Origin of the sequence: Christiangramia portivictoriae DSM 23547 (assembly GCF_000423045.1) — a bacterium.
Lineage (GTDB): Bacteria > Bacteroidota > Bacteroidia > Flavobacteriales > Flavobacteriaceae > Christiangramia > Christiangramia portivictoriae.
Genome location: NZ_AUHF01000001.1, coordinates 244,177 through 258,699, shown reverse-complemented (window position 1 = coordinate 258,699; position 14,523 = coordinate 244,177). Strand labels below are relative to the sequence as shown.

9 protein-coding genes are annotated in these 14,523 nt (G+C 40.0%); 8 read left to right on the top strand and 1 reads right to left on the bottom strand.

Annotated elements, in window-relative coordinates; genetic code table 11:
- The first annotated feature begins 2 nt into the window (after positions 1–2).
- The 3 genes from rnhA to G529_RS0101200 all read left to right on the top strand — a co-directional run bounded on the left by rnhA (position 3) and on the right by G529_RS0101200 (position 3,438).
- Complete coding sequence (gene rnhA, locus G529_RS0101210) at positions 3–467, top strand: ribonuclease HI (RefSeq protein ID WP_026913786.1); 465 nt, start codon at positions 3–5, stop codon at positions 465–467.
- A gap of 74 nt (positions 468–541) precedes the next feature.
- Positions 542–1,465: a PfkB family carbohydrate kinase gene (locus tag G529_RS0101205; RefSeq protein WP_026913785.1), complete on the top strand. Its 924-nt coding sequence runs from the start codon at positions 542–544 to the stop codon at positions 1,463–1,465.
- Positions 1,466–1,539: 74 nt separating this feature from the next.
- Positions 1,540–3,438: an amidophosphoribosyltransferase gene (locus G529_RS0101200; protein WP_026913784.1), complete on the top strand. Its 1,899-nt coding sequence runs from the start codon at positions 1,540–1,542 to the stop codon at positions 3,436–3,438.
- Between the two features lie 630 nt (positions 3,439–4,068).
- On the opposite strand, the gene G529_RS0101190 is transcribed toward G529_RS0101200, so the two are convergent.
- Positions 4,069–4,677: a superoxide dismutase gene (locus G529_RS0101190; protein WP_026913783.1), complete on the bottom strand. Its 609-nt coding sequence runs from the start codon at positions 4,675–4,677 to the stop codon at positions 4,069–4,071.
- 168 nt (positions 4,678–4,845) lie between these two features.
- Between G529_RS0101190 and G529_RS0101185 the strand changes: the two genes are divergently transcribed.
- From G529_RS0101185 to G529_RS0101165, 5 genes are all read left to right on the top strand, one after another.
- Positions 4,846–7,965 (top strand): UvrD-helicase domain-containing protein, encoded by a 3,120-nt coding sequence (locus G529_RS0101185; protein ID WP_245566881.1) that lies wholly within the window; start codon positions 4,846–4,848, stop codon positions 7,963–7,965.
- Between the two features lie 43 nt (positions 7,966–8,008).
- Complete coding sequence (gene kbl, locus G529_RS0101180) at positions 8,009–9,205, top strand: glycine C-acetyltransferase (protein ID WP_026913781.1); 1,197 nt, start codon at positions 8,009–8,011, stop codon at positions 9,203–9,205.
- A 181-nt stretch (positions 9,206–9,386) separates the two neighbouring features.
- Entirely contained in the window at positions 9,387–10,811 is a 1,425-nt protein-coding gene (locus G529_RS0101175; RefSeq protein WP_026913780.1) for an OmpA family protein, read from the top strand.
- Positions 10,812–10,872: 61 nt separating this feature from the next.
- The gene (locus tag G529_RS0101170; protein ID WP_035695373.1) at positions 10,873–13,623 is read left to right on the top strand and encodes a PD-(D/E)XK nuclease family protein; all 2,751 of its coding nucleotides are present in this window, start codon (positions 10,873–10,875) and stop codon (positions 13,621–13,623) included.
- The gene (locus G529_RS0101165; RefSeq protein ID WP_026913778.1) at positions 13,610–14,503 is read left to right on the top strand and encodes an alpha/beta hydrolase family protein; all 894 of its coding nucleotides are present in this window, start codon (positions 13,610–13,612) and stop codon (positions 14,501–14,503) included. The genes G529_RS0101170 and G529_RS0101165 overlap by 14 nt, the downstream gene beginning before the upstream one ends.
- Positions 14,504–14,523 lie beyond the last annotated feature (20 nt).

Genomic DNA, 14,523 nt, shown 5'->3' with positions numbered 1-14,523 from the left:
ACGTGATAACACCAAAGGTGCATATTTATACAGATGGTGCTGCAAGGGGCAATCCAGGTCCCGGTGGTTTTGGTATCGTGATGGAATGGGTAGGCAAACCGTACCAGAAAGAATTCGCTCAGGGTTTTAAACTTACCACCAACAACAGGATGGAACTTATGGCTGTGATCGTCGCCTTGAGCAAATTAAAAACACCCGGAACACCCGCTAAAGTTTTTACAGATTCCCGCTATGTTTCAGATGCTGTGAACAAAGGCTGGATCTTCGGCTGGGAAAAGAAAAATTTTGTAAATCGTAAAAATGCTGATCTCTGGAAAGCTTTTCTTAAGGTCTTCCGAAGACATAAAGTTGAGTTCCAGTGGATCAAAGGTCATAATGATCATCCACAGAATGAGCGTTGTGATGCACTGGCAGTAATGGCCTCCAAAGGAAAGGACCTTCCTGCAGACGATGGTTACAAAGCTTAACAATTGAACCTGGCAATCAGGTTTACAGCTTGGAAAACAAACTGTATATTTGCAGCGACAATTTAAAACCCGTTATGAGTAAATTACTTATTGTAGGAACTGTAGCTTTTGATGCTATTGAAACTCCTTTTGGAAAAACAGATAAAATTTTAGGTGGAGCAGGAACCTACATAGGCCTGTCTGCAGCCAATTTCGATATAGACAGCGCAGTGGTATCTGTGGTGGGAGATGATTTCCCCCAGGAATATCTTGACCTCATGAAAAACAATAAGATCGATATTGAAGGGATCGAAGTTGTAAAAGGCGGTAAAACATTTTTCTGGAGTGGTCGCTACCATAATGACCTAAATAGCAGGGATACCCTGGACACGCAATTGAATGTGCTTGCAGATTTTCAGCCAGTAGTTCCTGAAAATTATAAGGATGCTGAATACGTAATGCTCGGGAATCTACATCCGCTAGTGCAATTAAGTGTTTTAGAACAGATCGAAAATCCTAAGTTGGTGGTTCTTGATACCATGAATTTCTGGATGGATAACACTCCTGAAGAGCTTGATAAAGTAATTGCTAAAGTAGATGTGATCACCATCAATGATGAGGAAGCAAGACAACTTTCAGGCGAATACTCTCTGGTTAAAGCTGCCAGAAAGATCGCTGAAATGGGTCCTAAATATATTGTGATCAAAAAAGGAGAACATGGAGCGCTGCTTTTTCATGAAGATCAGATCTTCCATGCTCCTGCCCTTCCCCTGGAAGAAGTCTTTGATCCAACTGGCGCAGGTGACACCTTTGCTGGTGGTTTTATTGGGTATCTTGCCAGAACGAATGACATTTCTTTTGAGAACATGAAGAATGCAGTTATCTATGGATCCAATCTCGCCTCCTTCTGCGTTGAAAAATTTGGTACTGAGCGAATGCAGAAATTAACTCGCGAGGAAGTGAATGAACGGCTTCACGATTTCAAGAAGTTAACACACTTCGAAACAAAATTAGACTAGTAAGACATGCCCTGTAATTTCAGGGCTTTTTTTGTGACATAAACAACAACACAACAAATTCCAGATAAGACCCTATGAGTGACGCTATCAAACACGAATGTGGAATTGCACAGATAAGGCTTCTTAAACCATTAGATTACTATAAAAAGAAGTACGGTACCGCCTTCTATGGTGTAAACAAAATGTACCTGCTTATGGAGAAACAGCACAACCGTGGTCAGGATGGTGCAGGTTTTGCCAGTATCAAATTGAATACAGCACCGGGTGAGCGCTACATTAGTCGCGTAAGATCTAATGCTGCACAGCCAATTCAGGATATTTTTGAACAGATCAATCAAAGGATTAACGATGAGATCCTGGCGAATCCCGAATATGCAGATGATACTGAGCTTCAGAAGAGATATATCCCCTACCTGGGCGAAGTTTTCCTTGGCCATGTTCGCTACGGAACCTTTGGAAAGAATAGTATAGAAAGCGTACATCCATTCCTGAGACAGAATAACTGGATGCACCGTAATCTTATAGTGGCAGGAAATTTCAATATGACCAACGTAAACCAGTTATTCAATAACCTGGTTGAACTTGGACAACACCCTAAAGAACGTGCAGACACTGTGACGGTGATGGAAAAGATTGGTCATTTCCTGGATTCTGAAGTAAGAAAATTATATAAAAAGCTGAAGAAAGAAGGCTTTTCCAAAAAACAGGCCTCTCCACATATTGCAGAACAGCTTGATGTGGCGAAGATCCTGAAAAAATCCAGTAAGAACTGGGATGGTGGTTATGCCATGGCAGGAATGATTGGTCACGGTGACTCCTTTGTACTTCGTGATCCTGCAGGAATTCGTCCCGCTTATTATTACAAGGATGATGAAGTGGTGGTGGTCGCTTCAGAAAGGCCGGTGATACAAACCGTCTTCAATGTAGATTTTAAGGATGTTCATGAATTACCTCCGGGTAACGCGATCATAACTAAAAAAAGCGGGGATGTAAAGATCACTGAAATCATCAAACCACTGGAACGCAAAGCCTGCTCTTTCGAGAGGATCTACTTTTCTCGTGGTAGTGACGCTGAAATCTATGAAGAGCGCAAAATGCTGGGAAGACTGCTTATGCCAGATGTATTGAAAAGCATTGAACATGACACCCTGAAAACGGTTTTCTCTTTTATTCCTAATACTGCGGAAACATCTTTCTACGGAATGGTGGAAGCAGCACAGGATGAGCTCAACAAACAGAAGAATGAAGCCATCCTTGAGGAAAAGGAAACTCTAACTGACGCCAGGCTGCAGGAAATTTTGTCGCACAGGTTAAGAACTGAAAAGATCGCGATCAAGGATGTAAAATTACGAACCTTTATTACTGAAGACAGCAGCAGAGATGACCTCGTGGCCCATGTTTATGATGTCACCTACGGCGTGGTAAAACCCGACGATAACCTGGTCATCATCGATGATAGTATTGTTCGCGGAACTACGCTGAAGAAAAGCATCATTAAAATGATGGACAGGCTTAAACCGAAGAAGATCGTCGTGGTTTCTTCTGCTCCTCAAATACGATATCCAGATTGTTATGGTATTGATATGGCCAGACTGGAAGATCTCGTTGCTTTTAGAGCGGCATTGGAATTGCTAAAGGAAACTGGCCAGTATGAGATCGTGGAGAAGGTGTATAAGAAGTGTAAACAACAGCTAGAGCTGGATGACTCTGATGTACAGAATTTTGTAAAGGAAATGTACGATCCATTTACCAATGAACAGATTTCAGATAAAATATCTGAACTATTATGCGATACAGATGTAAATGCTGACGTCAAGATCATTTATCAAACGGTAGAAAACCTACATAAAGCCTGTCCTAAAAACCTGGGAGACTGGTACTTTACTGGTGATTATCCCACAGCTGGCGGGAACCGGGTGGTAAACCGAGCCTTTATAAATTTCTATGAAGGAAATAAAGACAGAGCATATTAAATTGGTCTTTTAACTATTAAATAAGCATTTGGTCTAATAATGTTTGCGACTCGATTTTATCTGTCTACATTAGTACCATGCCATAACATAAGTAGGTTAAGTTCATGGTAGATTTGGGGCAAAAAAAGGTGGATTCATTCCGCCTTTTTTTATTTCCGGTTCAGAAATAATTGCTAACACCTGAAAATTAAATATCTTATTCTAAACCGGTTAACTAATTTTCAGGTAGTTCATCCAAAAATCTATTTTGCCATAGACATTCGTTTTATATTTATACTACCATAGCATAAGTAGGTTAAGTTCATGGTAGATTTGGGGCAAAAAGAGGTGGATCTTGATCCGCCTTTTTTTATTCATATAATTCAAATTTATATTGTTTAAGACTAAAATATTTTAATTAAACAATCAGTATTTTTAAGCTACTCATCTAATTTTCAGGTACTTCATCCAAAAGTTCGAGAGAAAACGATCTAAGACATTATCTTTATATCACCATAGCATAAGTAGGTTAAGTTCATGGTAGATTTGGGGCAAAAAAAGGTGGATCTTTATCCACCTTTTTTTATGCATACAATTCAAAAAAAAAGACCGCCAGTTGGCGGTCTCAATCTTTAGAAAATCAATTCTAAATTATTTCGCTTTTGCGTATCTGCTGGAAACTTCTTTCCAGTCGATCACGTTAAAGAATGCATCGATATATTCAGGACGCTTGTTCTGGTAGTTCAAATAGTAAGCATGCTCCCAAACATCCAAACCAAGAACCGGAGTTCCTCCACAACCAATTTCTGGCATGATTGGATTATCCTGGTTCGCAGTAGAACAAACTTCTACTTTTCCACCACTATGTACACATAGCCATGCCCATCCAGATCCAAACTGTCCGGCAGCGGCTTTAGAGAATTCTTCCTTAAAAGCCTCAAATGAACCAAAAGCGTTGTCTATCGCAGTAGCCAGCTCGCCTTCTGGTTTTCCTCCACCATCTGGAGACATTACTTCCCAGAAGAGGCTGTGATTATAAAAACCACCACCGTTGTTTCTCACCGCTTTATTAGACATATCAAGGTTTTGAAGAATATTTTCGATATTCTTTCCTTCCATATCTGTACCTTCGATAGCATCGTTCAGTTTTTTAGTATAACCGGCATGATGCTTATCATGGTGAATTTCCATTGTTTTTGCATCTATATGTGGCTCCAATGCATCAAAAGCATATTTCAATTTTGGTAATTCAAAAGACATAATTATCTGATTTTTTTGTGATTAGTACTTTATATTCCTTCAAATTTAGCCATTAAGGCATTTAATGGAAATTTTTTACTGTTATAAATTACTTAAAAGCAATGCCCGGTTTGCAGTCATTTTTATTTTAACTTTAAGCATTTTACAAGCGCTCAAACTTCAATCATATTGCCGACTTTGGAAAATTTCTTTCATATCTATAATGCCTCTGCAGGTTCTGGAAAAACCTTTACCCTGGTAAAACGTTATCTCAGTATTTTATTCAATTCCAGCCGAAAGGATAGCTATAAAAATATCCTCGCGATCACCTTCACCAATAAAGCGGTTGGTGAGATGAAAAAGAGGATCATTGAAAGCCTGGCAAGTTTTGCCAAAGAAGAATCGAGTGCGCCAGATGCTTTGATGACAGCTATTATGGAAGACACCAAACTTTCAGAAGAGCAGATAAGAGAAAAATCCAGGGAAATTTTGAAGAGCATCATACATAATTATGCAGCCTTTGAAATATCGACTATCGATGGATTCACTCATCGTGTAATACGCACTTTCGCACGTGACCTTGGCATCCCCATGAATTTTGAAGTTGAAATTGGAGCCGAAGATATTCTTATGGAAGCGGTAGACAGGCTCATTAACAGGGCCGGGAACGACGAGAAATTAACTAGGGTGCTGGTAAACTACACACTTTCCAAGACAGATGATGATCGAAGCTGGGATATAAGTCGTGATCTCTACGATATTTCGCGCTTGCTCATCAATGAAAATCACCAGAAAGAGATTGCAATTCTAAAGACCAGAACTCTTGAGGATTTTGCCGCATTCGCCAGAAAAATGAAAGCGGATATGCAGGAAGCAGAAGATGGGTTGAAAACTTTTGGAGATCATTTCTTTGAGGTTATCCAGAATGCTGGTCTTACAGCAACAGATTTTAAAGGCGGGTATATACCGAAACATTTTTCAAAGCTACAGCAAGCCGACATGTCGGTGAATTTCGACAGTGCCTGGGCACAGAACATTGCAGACGTCCCGATGTATGCCAAGACCAAAGCCAGCATGGATACTCAATTGAGCATGGATGCTTTACAACCTGAGATTGTAGAGATCTTTGAAAATTCTAAAAAACTGTTCTTTCACCTGGAATTTCTTACCGAGATCCGGAAGAATCTCGTTCAGCTTTCTTTGATCAATGAGATTAACCGGGAAATAGAATTGATCAAGAAGGAAAAAAACGTCATTCTCATATCAGAATTTAATCCGAAGATAAGTGAACAGGTAAAGGACCAGCCTGCTCCTTTTATTTATGAACGACTGGGAGAACGTTACCAGCACTATTTTATTGATGAATTTCAGGACACCTCCACCATGCAATGGGAAAATCTGGTGCCACTTATTAGCCATAATCTTAGCCAGGGTGAAGAAGCATCTGGAATCACGATCGTTGGAGACGCGAAGCAGAGTATTTATCGCTGGCGAGGCGGCCGTGCAGAACAGTTAATTGACCTGAGTAATAAAAAGACGAGTCCGTTTCAGGTAGAACAGATTCTCGAAAACCTGCCGAACAATTTTAGAAGTGGCTCCACGGTCGTGAACTTCAATAATAGCTTTTTCCAGTATGCTGCTACAGTGCTGACACATCCTGAATATGCCGATCTATTTAAGAATTCTGCGCAATCGCCAAAGAGAGGTGAATTTGGTTATGTGAACGTAAACTTCATAGAGGCCAAAAATGCCGAAGAGCAACTGGAAATCTATCCTGAAAAGATTCACGAAACTATTTTAAACCTTGAAGCACAAGGCTATTCCAGGCAGGATATCTGTATCCTTACCCGTAGGAAAAAAGAAGGTATTGCTATTGCTGAATATTTATCTGAACAAGGGATTTCAGTAATTTCTTCGGAAACCCTTCTTGTGAACCAGTCTTCAGAAGTAAGACTGATCGCAGATTTGCTGAAGTTTTCACTTTATCCCGAAGACGATCAGCTAAAACTGAAGATTTTCGAGCAGTTATCACCACGCTGCATTTCCGAAGAAGACAGTTTTCCGGTACTGGTGGAGTATTTACCTAAAAACGGACAGGAATTTCTGGGTTGGCTGGATTCTGATACGGTAAATTTTGATCTAATGGAGATCAAAAAAATGTCCATCTATGAAGCAGCAGAATATATTGTAAGAAGTTTTGAACTCGTGCAGCGATCTAATGCGTATATCCAGTTTTTTCTGGATTTTGTATTTGAATCTGCTCAAAAAACCTCGAACAGTCTGCATGCTTTCCTGGAACTCTGGGAGCGCAAAAAGGATCGACTTAGCATCGTGGTTCCTGAGACCGATAACGCTGTACAGATCATGACCATTCATAAATCCAAAGGACTTGAATTTCCTGTCGTCATTTACCCATTTGCAGATGCAGACCTGCAAAATACAAAGATGGACAACCTCTGGTTAAGCGTTCCAGATGAGCATATTCCCCTGGCGTATGTAAGCGCTTCCAAAAAATTACTAAACTGGAATGAGGAAGCGGTGGAAAAGTACCAGGACCTGTTGAGCAAGAACGAACTGGATACTCTCAATGTACTCTATGTTGCCTGCACGCGTGCTGCGGAACAACTTTATATTATGACCAGTCACGAATCTTCAGATAAAAAAACCCTTAATATTTCAGGAATCCTAAGAAACTTCCTCGAATCTGAATCCAGATATGATGACTCCCTGGTTTGCGAATTCGGAGAAAAGCGAAAGTATTCTTCCGAAGAGAATAAAAGTAAAACAGCGATAGTTCCGGAACAGTTTCATAGCTCACCAGTTCAAAACAAAGCTGTAAATATAGTCACCCGATCTGGCGCCATGTGGGACACTAAACAGCAGGAAGCGATCGAAAAAGGAGAAATTGCCCATGAAATCCTGGCCAGGATCAATTCCTATAATGACCTTGAAAAAGCCATGGATTGGGCCGTAAATTCAGGATTGATTCGGGAAGAGTCCAGACCAGAGATTACAATTAGTATTCAGAATATCATCCAGCACACCGCACTTAAACAATTTTTTGCAGATGATGTACAGAACAAAAATGAAAAAGAAATTATTACCAGTGATGGTAACAGACTAAGACCAGACAGGCTGAACTTCAACAATAATAAGGTCACGATCATAGACTATAAAACCGGTGGTTTTGTGGATACGCATACCCGCCAGGTTTCAGAATATGCGAAAGCCATGAGTCATATGGGTTACGAAGTAGAGAAATCTCTGCTGGTATATACGAACGAACCTGTCCAGATTAGGATTGTATAAAAGAATCATAACTTTGCAACCAAGCAAAAATTAAAATATTGATATGTACGGAAAAATAAAGGAGCATTTAGAGAAAGAACTTGAAGAGATCAAAAACGACGGACTCTTTAAAAAAGAACGCATTATCACCGGACCGCAGGATGCGGTGATCAAAATATCTACCGGTCAGGAAGTGATTAACTTTTGTGCTAACAACTACCTGGGATTGTCTTCACATCCAGAGGTAATACAGGCCGCAAAAGACACCATGGACACGCATGGTTTTGGAATGTCCAGCGTACGGTTTATCTGTGGAACTCAGGATATCCATAAAGAACTGGAGCAAAAGATCGCCGATTTCTACGGAACTGAAGATACCATATTATACGCTGCATGTTTCGATGCCAACGGTGGAATTTTTGAACCACTGCTTACTAAAGAAGATGCCATCATCTCAGATTCATTAAATCACGCTTCCATTATTGATGGTGTGAGACTATGTAAAGCTGCTCGCTATCGCTACCAGAATGGTGACATGAATGATCTTGAAGAGCAATTAAAAGCAGCGAATGAAAACGGTGCCCGATTTAAGATCATCGTGACAGACGGTGTATTTTCCATGGATGGCCTTGTAGCTCCACTGGATGCTATTTGTGACCTGGCAGATAAGTATGATGCTTTGGTAATGATCGATGAATGTCACGCCACTGGATTTATTGGTGAAAATGGTATTGGAACGCTGGAAGAAAAGAATGTACTGGGAAGAGTTGATATCATCACCGGTACTTTAGGAAAAGCACTTGGTGGCGCCATGGGAGGTTACACGACGGCCAAAAAAGAGATCATTGAACTATTAAGACAAAGATCGAGACCATACTTGTTTTCAAATTCACTGGCACCTGCAATTGTTGGCGCCTCGATCAAAGTGTTTGATATGCTGGAAAATGATTCCAGTTTGAGAAAAAAGTTAAAGGAGAATACTGATTACTTCAAAAAAGGTGTTAAAGATGCAGGATTTGAGATCATTGATGGCGAGGCCGCCATTGTACCGGTAATGCTTCATGATGCGAAATTATCCCAGGATATGGCAGACAAGTTGCTCGAAGAGGGGATCTATGTGATAGGCTTCTTCTATCCGGTTGTACCAAAGGGAAAAGCAAGAATTAGAGTTCAATTATCTGCTGCCCATGAGAAGGAACATCTAGATAAGGCGATCCAGGCTTTCACTAAAGTAGGTAAGGAATTAGGTGTGATTGGCTAAAATTAACTTCTTATTTAATGATCGAAGAAGCTCGAATTCATTGAAAACCAGTCAATCACAAAGCTGGAAACCCTTTGGAATCCCGCTCTAATTAAGAAAACTTTATTATTTTTACTTTTGTTAATATGCATTAAGCATATACTTTTGCTTACTATTAACACTTAAAACTAAACTATTAAATATGAAACATCTTAGCAAAATTGTATTGGCTTCTTTGCTGTTTTTGGGCTTTACTACAGCTCAAGCACAGGATGCTGACAACCCATGGGCAATTGGTATTGGTGCCAATGCAGTCGATTTTTATCCAACCGGTGAGGATGCTCCTCTAGGTGGATGGTTCGACCAGTATTTTGATACCGGAGATCACTGGAATATTCTTCCATCGGTTTCCAAGCTTTCTGTGTCCAGATATATTGGAGCTGGATTTGTAGGAGAATTGAGTGGTACTATCAACCAGATCGATAAATATGGTGACAGAGGTGTTCAGGATCTTTCTTACTACGGTGTTGACCTTGGATTAGATTATAGCCTTAGAGCACTACTTAATGACGGGTGGATTGATCCTGTTGTTGGAGTTGGTGGTGGTTATACCTGGATAGGTGATCAGGATGGAGAAGATATCTCTAACCTTGATGCTGCAACTCTTAACGGTAAAGTAGGATTGAACTTCTGGTTTTCAGATAACATCGCTCTTACTGTAGAATCTAAGTACAAGCACGTATTTGAAGCTGAAATGGCTTCTCACTTCCAGCATGCTGCTGGTGTCAAATTCATGTTCGGTGGAACTGATACTGACGGTGATGGAATATACGATAAAGATGATGAGTGTCCAGAACAACCAGGTCTTGCTGAATTTAACGGATGCCCAGACTCTGATGGTGACGGGATCGAAGATCGTCAGGATGCATGTCCTAACGAAGCTGGTCTTGCTGAATTTGACGGATGTCCTGATTCTGACGGTGATGGTGTAGCTGATCCTGATGATGATTGTCCAGAAGTTGCAGGTCTTGCTGAAATGAACGGTTGTCCTGATGCTGATGGTGATGGTGTAAGAGATGATGAAGATGAGTGTCCAGAAGAAGCTGGTCCAGCTGAAAACGACGGATGCCCATGGCCTGATACTGACGGTGACGGAATCCTTGATAAGGATGATGACTGTCCTGAAGTAGCTGGTGTTGCTGCATCTAACGGATGTCCAGAGCCTACTGCTGAAGTAATTTCAGAACTTAACGAATACTCTAAGACTGTATTATTTGACTTGAATAAAGCAACTATCAGATCTGAATCTGAAGAAGCTCTTAAGTCTATCGTTGATATCATGAATGAGTACCCACAAACTATCTTCCACATTGGTGGTCACACAGATAGCTCAGGAAGTGATTCTTATAACATGAATCTTTCTAAAGAACGTGCTGCTTCTGTAGCTACTTTCCTTGAAGAGAATGGTGTACCATCTAACAGATTGACTTCTGAAGGATATGGTGAAACTCAACCAATTGCTACTAACAGTACTGCAAAAGGAAGACAGGATAACAGACGTGTTGAAATCTCTCTTGACAAAGACAAAGAGATGAAAAACAAATCTGGTGAAGAGTCAATGAACTAATTAGTGAATTATTCATATAAGAAAACGCCCCGCATTGCGGGGCGTTTTTTATTTTAGGGCTATGAAATCATTCATTTCCGAAGTCCTGGGGAAACTCAGAACTCCAGATCAAAATATCTCGGAGCTGGTCATTATTCTTCCCAGCAAACGAGCCGGAGCTTATCTACTTAAAGAACTGGCTGCAATCATAGATGAAACCATCTTCGCACCTACGATTTATAGTATTGAAGAGTTTACAGAGGTCATTTCGAATCTACAGGGAATAGACAATACCGTCACACTTTTCGAATTTTATAATGTTTATAAAGAACTGACTCCTGTAGAAGAACAGGAAACATTCGAAACATTTGTCACCTGGGCCCAGAGTCTCATTCACGATTTTAATGAAATAGACCGGTATCTCATAAATCACAAACCTTTCTTCGATTATTTATCGGGCATACAGGATATCAAACACTGGTATCTCCAGCAGGAGAAAACAGAATTGATAGAAAAATACCTGGCTTTCTGGAAAAGGCTTCCGGAATATTATGAATCCCTATCCGGCAGCTTACTTGAGAAACAACAAGGATACCAAGGACTTATTTACAGAAAAGCTTCAGAAAATATCGAGGAATATTCTGCCAATATCACATCAAAGCATGTGTTTATTGGATTCAATGCTCTAAATGCTTCGGAACAGCATATCATTCAGTTTATGCTGGAAAAGGGTCATGCTGAAGTTTTCTGGGATCTTGATGGATATTTTTATCATGATCCTGCACACGGTGCTTCTTTGTTCCTGCGACAATACCTCGAAAACTGGAAATTTTACCAGGAGAATTCCAGGCCTGAATTTTCAAATAAGTATTCCGAAGAAAAAGAAATAAAACTCATTGGCGTACCTAAGAATATTGGCCAGGCGAAATATCTAGGAGAGATAATCACCGAGCTTACTTCCGAAGAATTGGAGAATACAGCGATAGTTCTTGGCGAAGAAGACCTTTTGCTTCCTGTTCTAAATTCACTACCAGCCCATATCAATGATCTGAATGTGACCATGGGTTTTCCAGTCGATAATGCTCCTGTAAGCTCGCTTTTTGAGAACATTTTTCAAATCCATATCTCCGGCGGCAAGGACTATTATTATAAAGATATTCTTGGAATCATAAACCATCCGGCATTGTTTGAGATCATTTCAAATGATGCAGACAGGCTAATTCGAAAAATCAATAAAGATAATCTTGTATATCTAAGGCCGGAGGAGATTCTGGCAGCGTTTACAGATGAAAACAGAAGAATCGCTGATCTTTGTTTTAAACCGAAAAACGATTCGGTCACCAGGTTTTCTGAAGACGTGCAGGAACTGATACAAATTCTTAAAACTCAATTAGAGGCAAAAGATGATACGCTTTCATTGGAGTTTTTGTACCATTTCTACCTGCTCTTTAATAAACTGGAAACTCTGAATGAAAAGTTCAGACATATTAAAACTATCAAATCCTTATATGATTTCTATAAGGAGATGGTAAGTACCGAAACACTGGATTTCCAGGGAAGACCTTTTAAAGGCTTGCAACTAATGGGAATGTTGGAATCGAGGGCGCTGGATTTTGAAACCGTGATCATCACCTCTTTAAATGAAGGGACCTTACCTGCAGGAAAATCTGACAACTCATTTATTCCTTATGATCTAAAACAGGAATACAAGTTGCCCACCTATAGGGAGAAAGATGCCGTTTACACCTATCACTTTTACAGACTACTTCAGCGGGCGAAAAAGGTTTTTCTATTGTACAATACGGAAGCAGATGGTCTCAATTCCGGAGAAAAATCGAGGTTTATTACTCAGTTGGAAATAGAAAGCTTCCCATCTCATCACATTTCCCAGCACCTGGTTAGTCCAATGGTACCGGTAAGTGAAAAGAAATTAAGGGAGGTAGAAAAGACTCCGCAAATGATGGAAAGGATCAGGAATCTTGCAGGCTCAGGATTCTCACCTTCCGCATTGACCACATACATGAGAAATCCGCTGGATTTCTATCATCAATATGTACTTGGAGTAAGAGACCAGGAAGAAGTAGAGGAAACAGTAGCCTTCAATACCCTGGGGACCGTAGTGCATAATGCGCTGGAAAATCTTTATAAACCACTGGAAAGTGAATTATTGTCATTGGAGCTAATCCTTAAATTTAAAAAGCAGGCTAATGATCAAATAGCCCGGGAATTTGCAGCGAATTATAGCAAGGCACCCTTAGATAAAGGGCGAAATCTCCTGATCTTCGAAGTGGCTAAAAGGTATATGCGCAATTTTCTCAACTTCGAAATTAAGAGGTTAGAGAGTGGTACCGACATACAGATTTTACAGATAGAAAAAGACCTCAAGGTGCTGCTACCTATGGATGAATTAAGTTTTCCCGTGTATTTGCGAGGTAAGGTGGACCGGGTAGAAAAGGCTAATGGAGTGACGCGAATTGTTGATTATAAAACAGGAAAAGTTGAATCAAAGGATCTTATCGTCAAAGACTGGAATGAAATAACAAAAGATTATGACAAATTCGCAAAAAGCTTTCAGGTTTTAACTTACGCTACCTTGATATCCCTTGAGAAAGATCTTAAATTCCCCGCTGAAGCAGGGATTATTTCTTTCAAAAATCTTAGGTCCGGATTTCTCAAATTTCAGCTAAAAACTGACAAAAAACCGGATTCTTTGATAAAGGAAGAAACGCTGGAGAATTTTCAGAAAGAACTAAAAAAATTAATAATGGAGATCTGCAACCCGGAAATTCCATTTATTGAAAAAGAAATCAAATCACATTATGGAAGTTTCTAAGGAGAAAAATATCATCATCGAAGGTCGTCATGACAAGCCCATTCCAATGGATCTTATTTTTAAGGATGATGGAAAACCAAAACCGGTAGTAATTTTCTGCCACGGTTACAAAGGATTTAAAGACTGGGGTGCCTGGGATAAAATGGGCGAATTAATTGCGGAAGCAGGATATTTCTTTGTGAAATTTAATTTTAGTCACAATGGTACCAGTCCTGAAAATCCAACGCAATTTTACCAGATTGAAGCATTTGGGGATAACAATTACATGATCGAATTAGACGATCTACAATCTGTTATCGACTCACTTTTACTACCAACATTTAAATTTGGCCAACACCTGGACCCTTCAGATATCAGTTTAATAGGACACTCCAGAGGTGGTGGAATAACCGTATTGAAGTCGGCTCAGGACAAAAGAATCACTAAACTTATCACGCTGGCATCAGTTTCAGATTTTGGTTCGCGATTTCCGGAAGGCAAAAAGCTGGAAGCATGGGAGAAAAAAGGCGTGCAGTACATAGTTAATTCAAGAACAGGACAGCAGTTGCCTCACCACTACCAGTTCTACAAGAATTTTAAAGAAAATAAAGAGAAGCTAAATATTAAAAAAGCTGCTCAAAAACTGGCGATTCCACATTTAATCGCTCATGGAAGCAGCGATACAAGTGTGTCTATTGGAGAGGCCGGAAATCTTTTTGAATGGAGTCCTGCCCCGAAACTTTTGCTGGTAGAAAATGCTGATCATGTCTTCGGAGTCTCTCATCCATGGAAAGATGAAGATGAACTGCCAAAGGAATTTAGACATGTGATCAACAAAACGATCGAGTTCTTAAATGCTGATGCAGAGGATCTTTATGCTGAATATGCTGATAACGATTAATCCTTAAAACAAAAAACCAC